Origin of the sequence: Streptomyces sp. NBC_00091 (assembly GCF_026343185.1) — a bacterium.
Lineage (GTDB): Bacteria > Actinomycetota > Actinomycetes > Streptomycetales > Streptomycetaceae > Streptomyces.
On sequence record NZ_JAPEMA010000001.1, the window covers coordinates 360,278 to 377,158 of the forward strand.

A 16,881-nucleotide genomic window follows, 5' to 3' on the forward strand; every position below is an offset into this window, starting at 1 on the left:
GTCTCATCGTCCTTCCGTGTCGGGCCGGCCTGTCAAGGGCGCTCACTGCGTTCGCGTCGCTTCGCGATGGCCTTCGGCCACCCTTGACAGACCGTCCCGCCCCGGAAAAACGAAGACTGCCGGGAAACCCCCAAAAGAACGGCACGGTCCATGGTTGAAGGGACGGCCCTGTCAGCGATGAGGCGAGGGGCCGGGGGCCGCATGCCCGCACGAAACAGCGACCACCACACTGCGCGGAGCACCCACACGCATCAGATCGCTACGCGCTCCTCATATCTCGGCGTCCGACCGCCGTCCCTGGCTGGTACCGCCTCAACCCGTACCTGATGGGCAGTCCATTCCTGTATCTCCACCAGGTGTGCCGCCTGAAGGCCGACGTAGGGGTTCGGCTGGACAAGCAGCGTGGGATGGCCGCGGGCGGTCCGTTCGGCAGCCCAGGCGTGGTCAAGGTCGGTGAAGTCGTCGTCGATCCAGGCGACCGCTGACCCGCCAAGCCACGGTTCGACGTGATCGCGCTTCCATAGGTAGCCGTTGGGGTGACTGGTGGTGATCTGGGGGTAGGGGAGGTCGAGGTACGGGAACTCCGGCAGTCCGAGGAGCGGCGCGACGATGGTGGTGGCGTCCTTCCGCCAGCTGGTGCACCACACAGGGGCGACGGGGCCGTCGGTCAGGAAGCCGGCGAGCAACGGGCCGTGGGCGGGATTGAGCCAGATGGGCACCGGGGCGTCGGGGTTGCGGCCCGCCGGTAGGACGGTGTGGCGGACGTGCGTGGGTGGGGTGCTGCCGTCGGCCGCCGGGAACGGTATGAGGACGCCGTCGACGTCCAGGAGGAGGTGGGGCAGGGGCATCGTTGCCTCCATCGGTCAGCGTTTGCGGGCGGTGATCAGGAGGGTGGTGGGCCACGGATCGAGGGGCGGGTGCCGTAGCTCGGTGGCTGAGGTGATCCGCAGGCCGGTGCGGGAGAGGTGAGTGGCCCAGCGGTGGGCGTCGAACTCCCAGCGGGCGATGGGCAGCCGGGTGCGGTCGGGCATGGTGACGTAGTCCTCACGGGGACGGTCGTCCGTGGATGGATGTCTTCCGGCCCGTGCCGGGTGGGGTACGGAGAAGGCCAGTACGCCGCCGGGCACGAGGTGGCGGGAGATTGCGGCGAGCAGAAGCTCCGGAGCGACCAGGCCGACGGCGCCGAATACCGAGTAGACCGCGTCGAAGGTCTGGCCGGTGGCCTGGAGGTGGTGCAGCGCATGGCCGGCGGAGAAGGTGGCGCCCTTGATGTGGCCGTAGTGCGACCGCGCTCGCCGTACCTGGAGGCCCACCAGGTCGACGCCGGTGACGCGGGCCTGGTGGTGTTGGGCGAGGTGGGCGACGTTGTGGCCGGGACCGCAGCCCAGCTCCAGGAAGCGCTTGCCGCGCAGGTCCCGGCCGAGGATCTCCGAGCCGGGGCCCAGACCGGGGTGGGTGCTCCACTCCATCCGTGTCGGAGGAGTGAGGGCGTGGGCCGGGGCGGTGGTCAGGCGCTGGGCGGCGTGGGCGTACCAGGGGGAGACCTGGGCGAGCACCTAGACCTCCAGGAGTTGGACCACGTCGTTCAGGTGGCGGCGGACGACCGGGATGTACGCGAAATCCCTCGTCGGGTCGTTGATCCAGCGGATCGCCTGCTCCATGAACCATTCGACGGCCCACATGCGGTGCCAGCCAAGGGCCCACGCCTCGGCGGTCAGGCCACCCCGGGCGGCGAGGGCGTCCTCGTGGCCGCCTGCGGTGACGTACTGCTCCAGGAACACCCTCAGCCGGATGGGACTGGGTGCGTGGGTGGTGCCGTGGTACGAGGCGAGGTCGATCAGGCCGGGTCCGGTGAAAGACCGGGCGAAGTCGAGGAGGTGCCAGCCGTTCTCCCCGATGTGGATGCTCGTGGGGTGGAACTCCGAGTGCACCCAGCCGAACGGGTCGAGCGTCGCCCCCTGGACGCGGGCCTCGGCCGCGGCCGAGATCTTCCCCAGAGCGGTCTCGATGTCGTCGCAGTCCGTCCACCGGTCGGCCTTCCGCAGCCGCTGGAGGTGATCGAGGGCTCGGCCGGGCAGGGCCGCGAGGCCCGCGCCGTCGAGGAGGGGCAGGCCGCCGGCCGGGCGGGCGGCGTGGAGCATCATGGCGGCGGCGACGCCGTCGAGGTCGTCGGCGTCCCGTACCGGGGCGCCGAGGTCGTCCATGAGCATGCCGAGCCACTTGTCCTGCACGGCGGTGGCGTGGAGTGCGGGGACCGGGAGCCCGCGCTGGTGGGCGATCCGCAGGGCCTGGGCCTCGCGGTCGAAGGGCTCCTTGGCGTACTTGAAGACGGCCGTTGTGCCGTCGGGGAAAGTGACGCGTTCGACTCCGGACATGCCCCAGACGCGGATCTCGGCGCGTTCGGGGAGGGGCTTGCCGACGAGAGTGCACAGGTCGTCCAGCAGGGTGGCGGTGAGGCTCTGGTCCATGGCGGTCTCCAGGGGCTGGTGGGCTCCGGGGCGGGCGAGCGGGTCGGCCCGCCCCGGAGCCGTACGGGGGTTGGGCGTTACTCAGCCGCGGTCACACGGTGGGCGTAGACCTGCTCGATCCAGCCCGCCTTGAACTCGGCCAGGTCGTCACGGAAGTTCGCCATCGAGGCACCGTAGGGCGCGACGACCCCGCCGGACTGGTCCGGCACGGACTGGCAGCCGTGCACGAGCCGGCCGCCGAGGGCGGCGTGGGCCTTGATGGACTCGATCCGGCGGTGCTCGTTGAACCAGCCGCCGTGGTAGACCTCGTCGAGCATCCCGCCCGTCTCGTCGTCCAGGTCGAAGACGACGGAGGTGGCGGCGGGGAAGAACCAGCACGGGCCGACGTTGGAGATGTGGCCGTCCAGCTCGACCTTGTTGAGGGCCATCAGCGTGGCCGCCTCGCGCAGCATGCGCAGGTGGTCGGCGGTGATCTTCGGGAGGCCGAGGCCGGCCAGGTGCTCCTCGCGGAAGAGGTACGAGTAGACCCCGTACGCCGTCGCCAGCACGCGGGCAGCATCCGACGTGGACTCGCCCTGCTTCTTGATGAAGTCGAGCGCGAGCTGCTCGACCGCGCTCTCGGTGGTCTCGTGCACGTCGAGGAGCTGGGCCTTGACCAGCTCCCAGTCGGCGACGAGCCAGGTGTTGGACTCGAAGCGGAAGAAGTACTCGGCCGGGTCGATGGTGATGCGCCGGCCGTCGACCTGGATGCCGGGCAGTCGGCTCCAGCGCGGGTCGAAGGCGTCGGGCAGCTCGACCGTGATGGTCGCGGTGTCGATGGTGGTCACCGTTTCTCCGTCTCTGATCGTCCGGGCCGGGGCATAGGAATGCCCGAGCCCGGTAGGGCGTACGGAACTTGGGGCCGCCCGGCCCGAGAGTGGGGCGGCTGTCGATAAGTGAACCGCCCGCTACGCAGAGTGGGTACGGTGTGACCGAGGTCAAGCGGTATACGCGGTTTACAGCTCCGGAGCGGAGGAGATCGTGCCAGCGCCGAACACCCCCAACTCCCGCCTGCGCGACACGATCAACGCCGCCGGGTGCACGTACGAGGCACTCGCCAAGGACGTGCGCCGCATCGCCGCCGAGAACGGCGAGCTGCTCCAGACCAACAAGTCGGCGATCTCCCACTGGGCGAACGGCACCCGCGCGCCGTCTGGCCGGACAGGCCCGTACCTCGCTGAAGCCCTCTCCCGTCGGCTGGGTCGCGTCGTCACCCAGACCGAGATCGGCCTCCACTCACCCGACGCGGAGCCGCTACCGGACACCGACCCCGTCACCACGGTCACGGACCTCGGCCGGGCGGACGTCGAACGCCGCCGCTTCCTCGCCATCGCAGCCTTCACCACGGCCGGCGTGGCCATGCCGCTCCTGCACGACCACGAAGCCACCTCCCGCATGCTCCGCGCCCGCACCGCCCGCACCCTCGTCGGCAGCGACGACATCGACGTCGTACGGCAGATCACCGCGGCCTTCAGCACCGCCGACGAACGCCTCGGCGGCGGCCACGGCCTGACCACCGTCACCGCCTACCTCGCCGACACCGCAGCCCCCATGCTCCGCGGACGGTTCCCCTCAGAACCCTTACGCCGGGCCGCCTTCGGCGCCGTCGCCGAACTCGCCTACCTCGCAGGTTGGAAACACCACGACCTCGGCCACGAAGGCGCCGCCCAGCGCTACTACCAGGTCGGCTACCAGCTCGCCTGCGAAGCCGACCCCCACGGCCACGCCGCCTGGATGATGCGCGCCCTCGCCCACCAGGCCCTGAGCCTCAAGCAGCCCCACCACTGCGTCGACCTCGTCGAAGGCGCCCTCACCCGCGGCCTCGGCCACGTCGACGGCCAGACCGAAGCTCTCCTCCACATCACCCACGCCCGCGCCTACGCAGCCGTCGGCGAGAACCCCTCGGCCGCACGTGCCCTCCTCGCCGTCGAAGACGCCCTCCTGCGCGAGGACGGGCCCCAGCCCAGCTTCTCCCGCGTCAGCGGCCCAGCAGCCGGGACCGTTGCCAGCCACACCGCCCGCACGCTCACCGACCTCGCCGATCACATCGGCACCGAACAACAACACCGCGACGCCCTCACCCGCTGGGACCCGGAGAAGTACAAGCGCGTCCACGCCCTCACCCACGCCGACCTCGGAGACAGCCTCGCCGCCCAGGCCCGAGCCGACGAAGCGGTCGCCGCCTGGGCCCAGGCCCTCGCCCTCATGGAGGGCATGACATCCGACCGCACCCGCAAGGCGATCTCCTCGATCCGCTCCACCCTCGCGGTCTACCAGCGCCGCCGCGTCCCCGGCGCCGCCGATCTCGCCCGTCGCGCCCGCGAGGCCCTCGCCTAACATGCCCAACAACCCACCCGACGAAGGGAACCCCGTGGCTCAGCAGACCGACGACCGCTCCCAAGCCCTCAAGCCGGCGCTCGAATCGATGACCCTGCTGGTCGCGGCCGTCATCGTCCACGACAAGACCACCAACCGCGTCGTCCTCCTCCAGCGCAGCGAGAACGCCAAGTTCGCTCAGGGCATGTGGGACCTCCCCGTCGGCAAGAGCGAGCCAGGCGAACCCATCACGGAGACCGCAGTCCGCGAGCTGCACGAGGAGACCGGCCTCACGGTAAAACCCGAGTCTCTCAAGGTCGCCCACATCATCCACGGCGCCTGGGGCGTCGAGGCCCCCAACGGCTTCCTCACGGTCGTCTTCGCCGCCCACGAATGGACCGGCGAACCCGAGAACCGCGAACCCCGCAAGCATTCCCAGGTGCGCTGGGTCGATGCCCAAGCCGTCCCTGAAGCCTTTGTCGACACGACCGCCAGCGCCCTGCGCCACTACTTGAGCAGCGGCTCCCAGGTTTCCCTGGACGGTTGGTCGACAGCATGAACAAGGCTGTTCCGCCTCAGAAGTCGTCCGCTTTCCGAAATGGTTGGGTTTCGGCTGATTGGGCGTGAACTCCCGCCCTTGGCAGGAGAGTTCCAGCGTGCATGCGGACAACAACAGAACCTCCCCTGCGCTCAGCCAACTCGCACTACTGAGCTACCAGGAGGTCCCGTCTTGATGCGTCGGGCCCGCTGCGATCACCCGATCAGGAACCCGCGTTCAGACTGACAGCTCGGTAAACGGGTGGCTCTTCAGACGCCGGTAGAGAGTGCTACGTGGCGCCAGTCGTCAAGTTCACGTCGCACCCGGTCCAGCTTCGCCTCGACACGCTCGATCGCATCCGCGCCCAACTGCAGGCGCAGCGGCGGCTCGGCAACCTCGGTGATGTCGACGATGGCCTTCGCTGCCTTCACCGGATCTCCTGGCTGGCGGCCGTCGTAGTTGGCCAGTGCCTCGCGCACCGGCCCCGCGCCGGCGACGTAGTCCACGATGGAGGCCGGTTCGACCCGCATGCTCGAGCTGTTGAGGAAGTCCGTGCGAAAGCCGCCCGGCTCCACGATCGTGACACGTACGCCCAGCGGGGCCAGCTCGCCGTGCAGCGCCTCGGAGATGCCCTCGAGGGCGAACTTCGACGCCCCGTACAAGCCCGCCGCCGGCGCCGTGGCGAAGCCACCCACGGAGCCGATGTTCAGGACATGTCCGGATCGCTGGGCGCGCAACGTCGGCAGGGTCGCCCGCAATGTGTTGAGTACGCCGAACACGTTGACGTCGAATAGAGCGCGGGCGGCTCTGTCGGACGTTTCCTCGATCGCGCCCACGAGGCCGTAGCCGGCGTTGTTGACCACGACGTCGATCCGTCCGAACTCCGCCAGGCCGGCCTCCGCCGCGGCCGTCAACTGCCCGGGTTCGGTCACGTCCGCGTTCACCGCCAGCAAGCCGTCCGTCTTCCCCGGGTACGCCTGGCGCACCGCCGCCCCGTCCCGCGCTGTCGCGATCACGCTATGCCCGCGATCCAGCGCCTCGCGGGTGATTTCCGCGCCGAGCCCACGCGATGCACCGGTGACAAACCAAACGCTCATGTTCTCCCCTTGTTCCGATCACCTGACCGGCCGACTTGCTGACGGCTCGACGCTAGAAGCTAGAGTCGGGTCTAGATCAAGAGCTGCGTTACGGAGCGGTCATGGACCTGAGCATCGGTGAAGTAGCGGAGCGCAGCGGGCTCAACATTCACGCGCTGCGGTTCTACGAGCGGGAGGGCCTGTTCGCCAACCCGGTGCGCCGCCTGTCCAACGGCCGTCGGATCTATCACGAGGAAGATCTGGAGTGGCTGGCGATCTGCACGAAGCTGCGCTCCTCCGGCATGTCACTGGCGACGATCCGGCAGTACATCGAGCTGGCCCGCCAAGGCCCGGGCAACGAACACGAGCGACTTGAGTTGCTGCGCCGGCACGAAAACCACGTGGAGGCCCAGATCCAGGAACTGCGCGAGACCTTGAATGTGATGCGCCACAAGGTGCGGATCTACGAAGATCACCTCGCACGCGGCGAGGCCGACCAGCTCTGGAATCCGTCGCACGCGGAGACCACACAAGCCTGAGAGATGAGGAGCGCGTAGCGATCTGTCGCGCCGGGCTGCTCCGCGCAGTGTTCTGGGTGCTGTTTCGTGCGGGGTGGGCCGCTGCTGGCGCGAGGTCGGGATCTTGAGGGCCCGGATGCCCGGCGTGGCATGGCCCGGCCCCTCGCCTCATCGCTGACACGGCCGTCCCTTCAACCATGGACCGTGCCGTTCTTTTGGGGGTTTCCCGGCAGTCTTCGTTTTTCCGGGGCGGGAAGGTCTGTCAAGGGTGGCCGAAGGCCATCGCGAAGCGACGCGACGAAGGAGCGCCCTTGACAGGCCGGCACGACACGGAAGGACGATGAGACTGACGGGAAACCCCCATACCCTCCCTGATCCGGCCCGGGCGGGTCGCGCCTACGGCAGCGCCGGCGCTATCGGGCGGTCAGTGCCAGGTCTGGTAGGGGCTCTTCTGGGTGTGGGTGCCGCACGGGAAGGTGCGCAGGTGGGACTGGGGGCTGTCGTCCAGGCACAGGCCGGTTGCCTGGTTGCGGAACTCGACGGCGCCGTCCGGGTAGCGGTGGACGGTCCAGCTCTCGTCCTTGGCCTTGTCGCAGGGCTGGGCCGAGGCGGTGCCCCGGGGGTGGTCGGTGAGGCAGAGGCCGGTCTTGAGGTTCCTCAGCTCGCGGGTGCCGTCGGCCCACTGGTGGACGTTCCACTTCTGGTGGTCGTTGCCCAGGCAGGAGTACGTGCGGACGCCCGCGTCGCTGTCGTCCAGGCAGGCGGACGTCGCGGCGTTGCGGAAGGTCTGGACGCTGTCGGCCGCGGCGTCGGCGGTGACGGTGGCGGTGACGGTGGTCGCCAGGGTGGCGGCGAGCAGGATGCCTGCCAGGGCGGTCGTGCGGTTGTTCATGTCGCTCCTCGGGTGGGAAGGGGGGATCAGCCGGTGATGTTGACGGGGCGGTAGGCGTGGTAGCCGTCGCGGCCGTTCACGCCGTAGGAGTGCTGCTTCCACCGCGTTCCGACGCCGCCGGCCTGCTCGTAGGACTTGTAGACGGTGTGCGCGCCGTCGGCCCAGCCGTCGAAGATGACGACGTGGCGGTAGTCGGCGCTGTTGCTGTCGGCCTTGATGACCAGGTCGCCGGGGGCGAGGTCCTTCATCGCGATCCGGCGGGTGAAGCCGTCGTTCTTGAGGGCGACGGTGTTGGGTCCGGGGGTGCGCAGGCCCAGGGCCATGGAGACGTACCCGGAGCAGTCCTGCCGGTAGCCGTCCTTCCAGTACTTGGTCTGGCTGTACGGCACGGGGCGGCCCTTGTTGGCGGTCAGCCAGGTCTTGGCCCGCTCGAGGACCTGCGCCCGGCTGATCCGGGGAGCCGCCTCGACGGCTGCGGCGGAGGAGGCGGACGAGGCGGACGGTGCGGACGCGGGCGCCGACGGGGCGGTCAGAGCGACGGAACCCAGGCAGAGGACGGTGGTCAACGCCGCCATGGCCCAGCGACGGGTGATGTTCTCGGACATGGTCGTTCTCCGGTTTCTCGTGGGGAAATTGCGCCGGTCCGCCCGCTGCCGATGAGGGCTGCGGGGCCGGCTGACCGAGAGTGTGGGGCGGCCCGCCGGGGCCTCGCAACGATGTCCCGTTTGCTTCACCGAATCCGGGATCCCTATCGTTCTGACCTGCTGGGACATGACCATCCCGGGACCCGGAGGGGACGAACATGACGGGTGTCGACGGGCAGCAGGGCAGCCCGGGCCAACAACTGGGAAGCGCGCTCAAGGCGCTGCAGCAGCGCTCCGGCCGCACCCTGCGGTCGCTGGAGTCCGAGGTTCTGATCAGCGACTCCTCGCTGTCCCGCTACTTGCGCGGTAGCACGGTCCCGCCCTGGGCCACCGTCCGGGACCTGTGCCGGGCCCTGGGCGCGGATCCCGCGGACTACCGGGTCCTGTGGGAAGCGGCCGACCGCAGCCAGCCCAAGCCCCCGCCGGCCCCCACCGACTCCCCGGACTCCCCGGACTCCCCGTGGCGCAGCCGCTGGACCTGGGCGGCCGGCGGCGCCGTCGCCGGGCTGCTCCTCGGCGCGGCGCTCACCTGGTTCCTCCTGCCGGCGGCCGCGCCCGCGCGGACCCCCTCGGCCACGAAGGCCGGAGCACCCGCGCCGCCGCACGACGTGGTCCGTATCTTCGTCAACCGGGCCACGGGGAGCTGCCTGGACCACAGCCTCGACCAGGGACTGCGCTCCTTCCCGCCCAACGGCATGAGCTACCAGCGATGGACCGTCCACCCCTCCCCCGACGGCACCAGCGAACTCAGGAACCACGCCACCGGAGCCTGCCTGGAGGGCGGCGGTTCCGAGCTCCGCGCCCGGTCATGCGACGCGTCCCCCTCCCAGAAGTGGACCCTCACGACCTGGCCCGACGCATCGGTCCAGATCAAGAGCCGGACCACCGACACCTGCCTGGACGACAGCACCGCCGGTCTGCGCGCCCTGCCCTGCGACCGGTCGGACCACCAGAAGTGGGGCTGACGGTGCCCGCGCCGGCCCCGGAGGGGCGCAGACAGACATTCGACCCCCGGGGAGCAGTAGGCAGCCGGTGCTGCGGGCATGGCATCAGTTGTGACCCTCCTCCGTGACATGCGCTACCCCACCCCGCACGAACTCGCCCTGGCCGGACGGGCGCTGGCGGACGAGCACCCCGGCCGGGTGCGGATGCGGCAGGCCGGTGTCTCCCGGGGCGGGAGGCCGCTGTGGCTGCTCTCCGTCGACGGGCAGCGCGGCGGGCCGCGGGAGGTGCTCGTCGTCGCCGGGGCCCATGCCAACGAGCCCGTCGGCGGGGCGACGGCGCTGGACCTCGCGCGGCGGGTGATCCGGGCCGGGGGCGGCGGGGCGGGCTGGCACTTCCTGCTCTGCGCCGATCCGGACGGCGCCGACCTGCACCGCACGCCCCGCCCGTACTCGCTGCTGGAGTACCACCGCAACTTCTACCGTCCGCCCGGGCCCGAACAGCCCGAGTGGGCGCCCTCCTTACTCCCCCCGGACCGGCTGCCGCCCGAGACCCGGGCGCTGAGCGCGCTCCTCGCCGAGCTGCGGCCGGTCCTCCAGGTCTCCCTGCACGGAACGGATCTCGGCGGGTCCTGGGTCCAGCTCACCCGGGACGTCCCCGGGCTCGCCGAGCCCTTCGGGAAGTCGGCGGCCGAGCTGCGGATCCCGGTGGAGACCGGGGCCTCCGACGCGGCCGGCTGGACCTCTCCCGGGCCCGGGATCTTCGTGATGCCGCAGGCGGGCAGCGAGGAGACCCGGCTCAGCACCTGGTGCCACGGCGGGACCACCGCGATCGTCGAAGTACCCATGTGGGCCTCCGACCTGGTGGACGATCCGGCCCCGCATCCGGACCCCCGGGGCGCCCTGCGCATGCTGGCGGGAAGGCTGACCGGGGACGCGGCCCGGGTGGCCGGGCTGCGGGAGGGGGTACGGGGCGCGGAGCCGGGGGCCGCCGCGCTGCTGCGGGCGGTGGACTGGACGCTCGGGCTGATCCCGCAGGTCGCCGCCGAGTGGACGGCTCCCGGGGTGCCCGCGGAGGCCACCACGGCCTCCCTCGGCAGCCTCGACGCCTTCGGGCGGCGGCTGTCGCTGCGCGCCGCCGCGATGCTGCTGCGGGTGCTGCGGGCGCAGGGGCATCCGGGGGCTCCCGGGCTGGACCGTCTGGTGACGGGGTGGTGCGAGGAGTTCTCGGCCCGCTTCCGGGCCCGCTGGGTGCCGGTGGCCACGCAGGTGGAGCACCAGTCCCGGACGGTCCTGGCCGCGTACGACTGTCTCTAGGCCTTCTCTAACCCAGCGTCTTGCGGCCATCGACCCGACCGGCCGGACCGACCGGCCAGGCGTAGCGGCGCTTGGGGCGGGCCGTGGCGCCGAGGCGGTCGTAGAAGCGGATGGCGCCCTCGTTCCAGTCCGGGGTCTGCCACTCGACGTGCTCGAGGCCGCGGTCCCGGGCCAGCTCGGCCACGCCGGCCATCAGCGCGGCTCCGAGGCCGTGGCCCCGGGCGTCCTCGGCGAGGTAGAGGCAGTCCATGTGGAGGTAGGGGCGGGCGTCCCAGAACGCGAACTCCTCCGAGCAGGCGGCGTATCCCGCGACGGTGCCGTCGGGGGTCTCGGCGAGGAGCACCCAGACCCGGGCGTCCTCGGCGAACAGCCGGGGGCCGAGGCGGTCGCCGAGACCGGCCGGCCGGGGGGCCGCCCTCTCGTACGCGACGTGCTCATGGATGAGCTCGGTGAGGCGCGGGAGGTCTTCGGGGCGTGCGGGGCGCACCAGGCCGGTGGTGTGGTTCATGGATCGCCATACTGCCCCAGCCCGCCCACGCCTACTCGATCCACCCCTGCTCGATCCGCGCCTACCCGATCCGCACCTGCCCGATCAGCTCTCCGAGAGCCGGAAGCTCATCTGCCCGAACCCGACCTGGTCCCCGGGCCGGACCACGGCTGCGCCGGTGACCCGTCGGCCGTTGACGGTGGTGCCGTTGGTCGAGCCGAGGTCCCTGAGCAGCCACATCCCGTCCCGCATGCTCAGCTCGGCGTGCGCCCGCGAGACGGTGTCGTGGCTGAGCCGCAGCCCGTTGCCGGGGTCGCGGCCTATCCGCAGCGGACCCGCGGCCGGGTGCGGGAACAGCAGCTTGGGCAGCCGTTCCGCCTGCCAGGCCCGGCGCACCCCGGCCGACACGGCCGAGGCCCGGCCGACCCAGCCGAACAGCCGACTCGTCCAGGGGGTTTCGGGGCCCTCGCGGGACTGGAGGTCGGCCAGCAGGACGGCGAGGTCCTCGGAGCGGCGGGCGACCAGCGCGAGTTCCATGCGGCGCAGGAAGGTGTCATGCGACAGCTTTCCGAGGGCCGCACCCTCCCTGAGCTGGCCCAGCGCCCGGTCGCGCTCCGCGTCGGAGAGCCGCGGGGCGGGGTAGGCGGGGAACTCGAAACTCGACGTCACAGGGTGATTGTCGGCCCGTCGGGTGCGGAGTGTCCAGAACTCCCCCGGCAGGCCCGGAATGATGGGCACGATACGCATGCTGGACACCGCCGGAGACGAGGGGACCGTCCGTGCAGTTCGAGGTGTGGGCACCGCTGACAGGTCGGGTCGCCATGCGACTGAACGACACCACCTATGACATGACCCCCGACCCGGATCCGGGCCGCTCCGGCTGGTGGGTCGCCGAGGCCCCGGCGGCCGACGGCGACCGGTACGGGTTCCGGCTCGGCGACGATCCGGTGGTCCGGCCCGATCCGCGCGGGCGGCGGCTGCCGGACGGTACGGAGGGCCTCTCGGCGGTGGTCGACTTCGCCCCGCTCGCGCCGCGGGTGCCGCCGCCGCGGGTCCCGCTCCAGGACGCGGTCCTGTACGAGCTGCACATCGGCACCTTCACCCCCGAGGGCACCTTCGAGGCGGCCGCCGCCCGCCTGGGGTACCTCGCCGGCCTCGGCGTCACGCACGTGGAGCTGATGCCCGTGTGCCCGTTCCCGGGCCGGCACGGCTGGGGGTACGACGGGGTCGCGCCCTGGGCGGTGCACGAGCCGTACGGGGGCCCGGCGGGGCTGGCCGCCTTCGTGGAGGCCGCGCACGCGGCGGGGCTGGGGGTGGTGCTGGACGTGGTCCTCAACCACCTGGGCCCCTCCGGGAACCACCTCCCGGCCTTCGGCCCGTACTTCACCGACACCCACCACACGCCCTGGGGCGCGGCGGTGAACCTGGACGCGCCCGGTTCCGACGAGGTCCGCTCGTACCTGATCGGGAGCGCGCTGGCCTGGCTGCGGGACTACCGGGTCGACGGGCTGCGGCTGGACGCGGTGCACGCGCTGGCCGACGGGCGGGCGCTGTCCTTCCTGGAGGAGCTGGCGGCGGCCGTGGACGACCTGGCGGCGGAGACCGTCCGGCCGCTGTTCCTGATCGCCGAGTCCGACCAGTGCGACCCGCGGGTCACCACCCCCCGTTCCGCCGGGGGGCTGGGGCTGCACGCGCAGTGGAACGACGACTTCCACCACGCGCTGCACTGCGCGCTGACCGGCGAATCGCAGGGGTACTACGCCGACTTCGCCGAAGCCCCGGTCGGCGCCCTCGCCAAGACCCTGACCCGGGCGTTCTTCCACGACGGCACCTGGTCCTCCTTCCGGGGCCGCACCCACGGCCGGCCGGTGGACCGCCGCCGCACCCCCGCGCACCGCTTCCTGGGGTACTCCCAGACCCACGACCAGGTCGGCAACCGAGCCCTGGGCGACCGGCTGGCGGCCTCGCTCTCCCCCGGGCTGCTGGCCTGCGCGGCGACCCTGGCGCTGACGGGGCCCTTCGTGCCGATGCTGTTCATGGGCGAGGAGTGGGGGGCCGGGACCCCGTGGCAGTACTTCACCGACCACCCCGACCCGGAGCTCGCCGAGGCGGTGCGCAGCGGCCGGCGGCGGGAGTTCGCGGCGCACGGCTGGAAGGCGGAGGAGGTGCCGGACCCGCAGGACCCGGCGACCCGCGACCGGTCCTGCCTGGACTGGGCCGAACCGGAGCGGGAGTCGCACGCCTGGCTGCTCGACTGGTACCGGACGCTGATCCGGCTCCGCCGCACCCAGCCGGACCTGCGCGACCCGGACCTGGCGGCGGTGCGGGTCGCCTACGACGAGGAGCGCCGCTGGCTGACCTTCCGGCGGGGCGAGGTCCGGGTGGTGGTGAACCTGTCGACCGAGTCGGTGACGGTCGCGCTGGGCCGCAACGGGGTGCGGGTGCTGGCCTCCTGGGAACCGGTCGAGCATCCGGGCCCGGACGGGCGGATCCACGTACCGGGCGAGTCGGCGGTGGTCCTGGGGCCGTAGCCTCCCGGCACGGCCCTATTCGACGATCGCCATCTCGCGCGGCGCGTTGTTCAGCCGGCGGCCGCCCTCCTCGGTGACCGTGACGATGTCCTCGATGCGGACGCCGAACCGGCCGGGCAGGTAGATGCCGGGCTCCACGGAGAAGCACATGCCGGGGACGAGGGGCTGCTCCTCGCCCTCGATCATGTACGGCGGCTCGTGGGTGGTGACGCCGATGCCGTGGCCGGTGCGGTGGATGAAGCGTTCGCCGTAGCCGAACTCGGTGATCACGGCGCGGGCCGCCCGGTCCACGTCCTGGCAGCTCGCGCCGGGGCGGACGGCCGCCACACCGGCCTGCTGGGCCTCGCGGACGATGTCGTGGACGCGCTGTTCCTCGGGGGTGGGCTCGCCGACGTGGACGGTGCGGGAGATGTCGGATCCGTAGCCGTGCTTGAGGCCGCCGAAGTCGAGGACGACCATGTCGCCGTGCCGGATGATGCGTTCGCCCGCCTCGTGGTGCGGGTTGGCGCCGTTGGGGCCGGAGCCGACGACGGTGAAGTCGACCTGGGAGTGGCCGTGTACGCGCAGCAGCCCGGCCAGGTCGGCGGCGACCTCGTTCTCGCTGCGGCCGGCGAAGGGGACGTGCAGGATCTGCGCGTAGGCGGCGTCGGCGGCGGCTCCGGCGGCCGCGAGCCGGGCCAGTTCCCGGTCGTCCTTGACGGCGCGGAGCATGGGCAGGGCGTCGGTGAGCGGGGCGTAGGAGGTGGCGGGCAACTCCCGTTGCAGGCCGAGCAGGTGGAGCGCCCAGGTGTTGTCGCTGACGCCGAAGCGGCCGCTGACGTCCAGGAGCGGGGCGGTGATCCGGTAGGGGTCCTTGCCGTCGGTCCAGTCGCGCAGGGTCAGCGCGTCCGCGCCGGGGGCCTTGGCGGCGTCGGGGGCCTCCAGGGCGGGTACGACCAGCACCGGTTCCTGGCCAGCGGCGAGGACGAGCAGGGTCAGCCGCTCGGTCTCGGCGGTCGGGCGGTAGCCGGTGAGGTGGGTGAGGTCGGGGCCGGGCGCGATGAGCAGGCCGGCCAGTCCCGCGTCGGCGGCGCTCTGCGCGGCGGCGGCCATCCGGGCGGCGTAGTCGGCGGTGGTGAAGGGGGCGGGCTCGGCGTGGGCGGGCTCGGCGTGGGCGGGGTCGGGAGTCGGTGCGGAAGTCATACGGGGATCCTGCCGTGGGGCGTGCGGCGAGCGCAGCGGCCGCGCCGGACAGGTTTCCGGGCGCGGGCAGCCCCGTACGGTGCGCGGACCGTGGTGCGGCGGGCCGCCGGATAACCCGTCGCGGGACCACCCCTCCGATCGGCTATGCTGTGCATGCACAACGAACGGGTGGTCCGCCACCCCTCGTGGTGGGTGTAGCTCAGTTGGTAGAGCACCTGGTTGTGGTCCAGGTGGCCGCGGGTTCAAGTCCCGTCACTCACCCTGTTGGTCCCGTAGGGGGTGCGAGGTTTCCTCGTACGCCCTACGGGCTTTTTGTCGTGTCCACGTACCAGCCACCCGCGATGGTCCGGCTCCGGAGGTCAGGCGCGCAGGAAGGCCTCGACCTCGGTGACGAAGGCGACGGGGGTCTCGTGGGGCGGGTAGTGGCCCGCGCCGCGGAGGGTGACGATCCTGCAGTCCGGGTACCAGGCCTGCCAGGTGGCCCGCATGACCTCGGCCGTCAGGGCGAGGTCGTACTCCCCCACGAGGACCAGTACCGGCACGGTGCTGCCCTTGACGGCGGAGGTCAGGTCGCGCGGCTGCCAGTCGGCGAGGTAGCCGGCGAAGGCCTCGGGGCGGGAGACGGCGAGGGAGTGGGCCACCATCCGGTCGATCCAGTGGCGGCCGGCCCGGTTGCCGGTGACCAGGTCGAGGATGGTCCGGCGCTTGTCGGGGTCCTCGGCGGCGCCGTAGAAGAGGGCGTGGGTCGCGTCGTCCATGGCGTACGGCGCGGCGGGGACCGGGTTGATCCCGATCAGCTTCTCGACGCGCTCGGGGGCGCGGGCCAGTACCTGCTGGATCGCCTTGCCGCCCATGGAGTGGCCGAGCAGGGAGAAGGTGTCCCAGCCCAGCTGGTCGGCGAGCGCGAGGACGTCGTCGGCGATCTCGGGGAGGCTGTAGCGGCCGGGGACGTCCCGGCGCTCGCCGTAGCCCCGGTAGTCGAGGAAGGCGTACGAGAACGCCTGCGGGTCCAGGTAGTCGAGCACGGAGCCCCAATTGGCGGAGGTCCCGAACCAGTCGTGCAGCACGATCACGCGGACGGGTCCGGTGCCGATCCTGCGGTGGGCGATGGCCATGCGTTCTCCCTGGGTGGCGGGGCGGAGGAAACCGACGCCGTACCTACTGCCCAGCGGGCTTACCGTCACACCGCCACCCGAGGGCGGGTCACGCCACGGTGTACTCCGTGTCCCCGAAGTCGGCCACCACGCGAAGCCGTCCGCCGAGCGCCTCGACGTAGGAGCGCAGGGTAGCGACCTCCGTACGGTCGGTTTCACCGTTCTCGATGGCTGACACCCTGGGGGCCGAGACGCCCATGGTCTCCGCGACGTCCTTCTGGGTCAGTGCCTGCGCCTGACGGATCTCGGCGAGCCGGTGGGCGCGCACCTCGGCCATGAGCCGGTCCATCGCGGCCTGCTTCTCCGCCGGAGACCGCACCGGCAGCCCGGCAGCCGCCCGGCGCTCGCGCACCTGGCGCTTGGCCTCCTCCCAACCGACAGCGCTCATTCGTACTCCCTGGTGTCCAGCTCCGCGATGTGGGCCTGGTAGCGCTTCTCCGCGAGCGGGATGTTGACTTCGTACCACCGCTGCCAGTTCCCGGCCTTGTCGCCAGCGACAAGCAACACCGCGCGGCGGACCGGATCAAACGCGAACAGGATCCGGATCTCGCTGCCGCCGGAAGATCCCGGCCGCAGCTCCTTCATGTGGTGCTGTTCCGCACCCTTGATGCGGTCTACCAGCGGTCGTCCGAGCGTGGGCCCGAACATCGCGAGTGCGTCCACCGCGTCTTCCACCTGTTCGGCGCTGTTCCAGTCGGCCTCCGCCAACGCCTCGAACCACTCCGCCACCTCGCTCACGAGGATCACTTCCCATTGAGCCACGCCCGCGAAGTTAACG

The 16,881-nt window shown here is 71.6% G+C and carries 19 protein-coding genes and 1 tRNA gene; 7 read left to right on the forward strand and 13 right to left on the reverse strand.

Annotation, left to right across the window (positions count from 1 at the left end; translation table 11 throughout):
- Positions 1-251: 251 nt before the first annotated feature.
- The 4 genes from OOK34_RS01535 to OOK34_RS01550 form a co-directional block, all read right to left on the reverse strand.
- A complete protein-coding gene (locus tag OOK34_RS01535) occupies positions 252-848 on the reverse strand; it encodes an HAD domain-containing protein (protein ID WP_267032048.1) in 597 nt (198 codons plus the stop codon).
- A gap of 15 nt (positions 849-863) precedes the next feature.
- The gene (locus tag OOK34_RS01540) at positions 864-1,556 is read right to left on the reverse strand and encodes a bifunctional 2-polyprenyl-6-hydroxyphenol methylase/3-demethylubiquinol 3-O-methyltransferase UbiG (RefSeq protein ID WP_267032049.1); all 693 of its coding nucleotides are present in this window, start codon (positions 1,554-1,556) and stop codon (positions 864-866) included.
- Complete coding sequence (locus OOK34_RS01545; protein ID WP_267032050.1) at positions 1,557-2,468, reverse strand: phosphotransferase; 912 nt, start codon at positions 2,466-2,468, stop codon at positions 1,557-1,559.
- A gap of 77 nt (positions 2,469-2,545) precedes the next feature.
- Positions 2,546-3,295 carry a hypothetical protein gene (locus OOK34_RS01550; RefSeq protein WP_267032051.1) on the reverse strand — a complete coding sequence of 250 codons (750 nt, stop codon included), beginning with the start codon at positions 3,293-3,295 and terminating at the stop codon, positions 2,546-2,548.
- A 193-nt stretch (positions 3,296-3,488) separates the two neighbouring features.
- On the opposite strand from OOK34_RS01550, the gene OOK34_RS01555 reads away from it, so the two are divergent.
- On the forward strand, positions 3,489-4,844 hold the full coding sequence (locus OOK34_RS01555) for a tetratricopeptide repeat protein (protein WP_267032052.1): 1,356 nt from the start codon (positions 3,489-3,491) through the stop codon (positions 4,842-4,844).
- Between the two features lies 1 nt (position 4,845).
- A complete protein-coding gene (locus tag OOK34_RS01560) occupies positions 4,846-5,382 on the forward strand; it encodes an NUDIX domain-containing protein (RefSeq protein ID WP_267032053.1) in 537 nt (178 codons plus the stop codon).
- A gap of 248 nt (positions 5,383-5,630) precedes the next feature.
- Here OOK34_RS01560 and OOK34_RS01565 read toward each other — a convergent pair whose 3' ends face one another.
- Positions 5,631-6,458, reverse strand: coding sequence for an oxidoreductase (locus OOK34_RS01565; protein WP_267032054.1), 828 nt, complete (start codon positions 6,456-6,458; stop codon positions 5,631-5,633).
- 101 nt (positions 6,459-6,559) lie between these two features.
- Between OOK34_RS01565 and OOK34_RS01570 the strand changes: the two genes are divergently transcribed.
- Entirely contained in the window at positions 6,560-6,976 is a 417-nt protein-coding gene (locus OOK34_RS01570) for a MerR family transcriptional regulator (protein WP_267032055.1), read from the forward strand.
- A gap of 403 nt (positions 6,977-7,379) precedes the next feature.
- On the opposite strand, the gene OOK34_RS01575 is transcribed toward OOK34_RS01570, so the two are convergent.
- Together OOK34_RS01575 and OOK34_RS01580 are read right to left on the reverse strand one after the other, a co-directional pair.
- Positions 7,380-7,847: an RICIN domain-containing protein gene (locus OOK34_RS01575; RefSeq protein WP_267032056.1), complete on the reverse strand. Its 468-nt coding sequence runs from the start codon at positions 7,845-7,847 to the stop codon at positions 7,380-7,382.
- A 26-nt stretch (positions 7,848-7,873) separates the two neighbouring features.
- Complete coding sequence (locus tag OOK34_RS01580) at positions 7,874-8,452, reverse strand: hypothetical protein (RefSeq protein WP_267032057.1); 579 nt, start codon at positions 8,450-8,452, stop codon at positions 7,874-7,876.
- Positions 8,453-8,649: 197 nt separating this feature from the next.
- On the opposite strand from OOK34_RS01580, the gene OOK34_RS01585 reads away from it, so the two are divergent.
- Together OOK34_RS01585 and OOK34_RS01590 are read left to right on the forward strand one after the other, a co-directional pair.
- Positions 8,650-9,456 carry an RICIN domain-containing protein gene (locus OOK34_RS01585; RefSeq protein ID WP_267032058.1) on the forward strand — a complete coding sequence of 269 codons (807 nt, stop codon included), beginning with the start codon at positions 8,650-8,652 and terminating at the stop codon, positions 9,454-9,456.
- Between the two features lie 90 nt (positions 9,457-9,546).
- The gene (locus OOK34_RS01590; RefSeq protein ID WP_267036583.1) at positions 9,547-10,749 is read left to right on the forward strand and encodes a M14 family zinc carboxypeptidase; all 1,203 of its coding nucleotides are present in this window, start codon (positions 9,547-9,549) and stop codon (positions 10,747-10,749) included.
- Positions 10,750-10,756: 7 nt separating this feature from the next.
- Here the strand turns inward: OOK34_RS01590 and OOK34_RS01595 are convergent, their stop codons facing one another.
- Complete coding sequence (locus OOK34_RS01595; protein ID WP_267032059.1) at positions 10,757-11,257, reverse strand: GNAT family N-acetyltransferase; 501 nt, start codon at positions 11,255-11,257, stop codon at positions 10,757-10,759.
- 84 nt (positions 11,258-11,341) lie between these two features.
- Positions 11,342-11,905: a DUF1707 and FHA domain-containing protein gene (locus OOK34_RS01600; RefSeq protein ID WP_267032060.1), complete on the reverse strand. Its 564-nt coding sequence runs from the start codon at positions 11,903-11,905 to the stop codon at positions 11,342-11,344.
- 152 nt (positions 11,906-12,057) lie between these two features.
- On the opposite strand from OOK34_RS01600, the gene treZ reads away from it, so the two are divergent.
- Positions 12,058-13,767, forward strand: a complete 1,710-nt coding sequence (gene treZ / locus OOK34_RS01605; protein WP_267032061.1) for a malto-oligosyltrehalose trehalohydrolase — start codon at positions 12,058-12,060, stop codon at positions 13,765-13,767.
- Positions 13,768-13,782: 15 nt separating this feature from the next.
- Here treZ and OOK34_RS01610 read toward each other — a convergent pair whose 3' ends face one another.
- Positions 13,783-14,949 carry an aminopeptidase P family protein gene (locus tag OOK34_RS01610; protein WP_267032062.1) on the reverse strand — a complete coding sequence of 389 codons (1,167 nt, stop codon included), beginning with the start codon at positions 14,947-14,949 and terminating at the stop codon, positions 13,783-13,785.
- Positions 14,950-15,137: 188 nt separating this feature from the next.
- On the opposite strand from OOK34_RS01610, the gene OOK34_RS01615 reads away from it, so the two are divergent.
- Positions 15,138-15,210 (forward strand) — tRNA-His (locus tag OOK34_RS01615).
- A 98-nt stretch (positions 15,211-15,308) separates the two neighbouring features.
- Here the strand turns inward: OOK34_RS01615 and OOK34_RS01620 are convergent.
- From OOK34_RS01620 to OOK34_RS01630, 3 genes are all read right to left on the reverse strand, one after another.
- Positions 15,309-16,064, reverse strand: a complete 756-nt coding sequence (locus OOK34_RS01620; RefSeq protein ID WP_267032063.1) for an alpha/beta fold hydrolase — start codon at positions 16,062-16,064, stop codon at positions 15,309-15,311.
- An 88-nt stretch (positions 16,065-16,152) separates the two neighbouring features.
- Positions 16,153-16,491 carry an XRE family transcriptional regulator gene (locus OOK34_RS01625; RefSeq protein ID WP_267032064.1) on the reverse strand — a complete coding sequence of 113 codons (339 nt, stop codon included), beginning with the start codon at positions 16,489-16,491 and terminating at the stop codon, positions 16,153-16,155.
- On the reverse strand, positions 16,488-16,865 hold the full coding sequence (locus tag OOK34_RS01630) for a type II toxin-antitoxin system RelE/ParE family toxin (protein WP_267032065.1): 378 nt from the start codon (positions 16,863-16,865) through the stop codon (positions 16,488-16,490). The genes OOK34_RS01625 and OOK34_RS01630 overlap by 4 nt, the downstream gene beginning before the upstream one ends.
- Positions 16,866-16,881 lie beyond the last annotated feature (16 nt).

What these genes read in the sequence shown, in the direction of transcription:
- OOK34_RS01535 (WP_267032048.1), bottom strand. Translation starts at nt 848, where the DNA reads ATGCCCCTGCCCCACCTCCTCCTGGACGTCGACGGCGTCCTCATACCG.
- OOK34_RS01545 (WP_267032050.1), bottom strand. Translation starts at nt 2,468, where the DNA reads ATGGACCAGAGCCTCACCGCCACCCTGCTGGACGACCTGTGCACTCTC.
- OOK34_RS01560 (WP_267032053.1), top strand. Translation starts at nt 4,846, where the DNA reads ATGCCCAACAACCCACCCGACGAAGGGAACCCCGTGGCTCAGCAGACC.
- OOK34_RS01565 (WP_267032054.1), bottom strand. Translation starts at nt 6,458, where the DNA reads ATGAGCGTTTGGTTTGTCACCGGTGCATCGCGTGGGCTCGGCGCGGAA.
- OOK34_RS01570 (WP_267032055.1), top strand. Translation starts at nt 6,560, where the DNA reads ATGGACCTGAGCATCGGTGAAGTAGCGGAGCGCAGCGGGCTCAACATT.
- OOK34_RS01575 (WP_267032056.1), bottom strand. Translation starts at nt 7,847, where the DNA reads ATGAACAACCGCACGACCGCCCTGGCAGGCATCCTGCTCGCCGCCACC.
- OOK34_RS01580 (WP_267032057.1), bottom strand. Translation starts at nt 8,452, where the DNA reads ATGTCCGAGAACATCACCCGTCGCTGGGCCATGGCGGCGTTGACCACC.
- OOK34_RS01585 (WP_267032058.1), top strand. Translation starts at nt 8,650, where the DNA reads ATGACGGGTGTCGACGGGCAGCAGGGCAGCCCGGGCCAACAACTGGGA.
- OOK34_RS01595 (WP_267032059.1), bottom strand. Translation starts at nt 11,257, where the DNA reads ATGAACCACACCACCGGCCTGGTGCGCCCCGCACGCCCCGAAGACCTC.
- treZ (WP_267032061.1), top strand. Translation starts at nt 12,058, where the DNA reads ATGCGACTGAACGACACCACCTATGACATGACCCCCGACCCGGATCCG.
- OOK34_RS01610 (WP_267032062.1), bottom strand. Translation starts at nt 14,949, where the DNA reads ATGACTTCCGCACCGACTCCCGACCCCGCCCACGCCGAGCCCGCCCAC.
- OOK34_RS01620 (WP_267032063.1), bottom strand. Translation starts at nt 16,064, where the DNA reads ATGGCCATCGCCCACCGCAGGATCGGCACCGGACCCGTCCGCGTGATC.
- OOK34_RS01625 (WP_267032064.1), bottom strand. Translation starts at nt 16,491, where the DNA reads ATGAGCGCTGTCGGTTGGGAGGAGGCCAAGCGCCAGGTGCGCGAGCGC.